Consider the following 203-nt stretch of genomic DNA (forward strand, 5'->3'; position numbering starts at 1 on the left):
GCCGCTGGCGTTCTATAACCACCACTACCGTTCGACCTGCTACCTGCCGTTGATGATCTTCGACGGCGCGTCGGGCGGCTTGATCGCTGCCGTTCTGCGGCCCGGCAAGCGGCCGTTTGGTGACGAGAACGCGATGATCATGCGCCGCGTTCTGAAGCTCATTCGCCTCCATTTCCCCGATACCCACATCCTCGTCCGGGGCG

Annotated in this window: 1 protein-coding gene; it reads left to right on the forward strand. The window is 63.1% G+C overall.

Features of this window, described 5'->3' with window-relative positions; genetic code table 11:
• The coding region (locus tag F1735_RS35390) for a transposase (protein ID WP_187364451.1) at positions 1 to 203 on the forward strand (203 nt) is incomplete at both ends.

Origin of the sequence: Massilia genomosp. 1, assembly GCF_011682185.1 — a bacterium.
Classification (GTDB): domain Bacteria; phylum Pseudomonadota; class Gammaproteobacteria; order Burkholderiales; family Burkholderiaceae_D; genus Telluria_A; species Telluria_A rubra.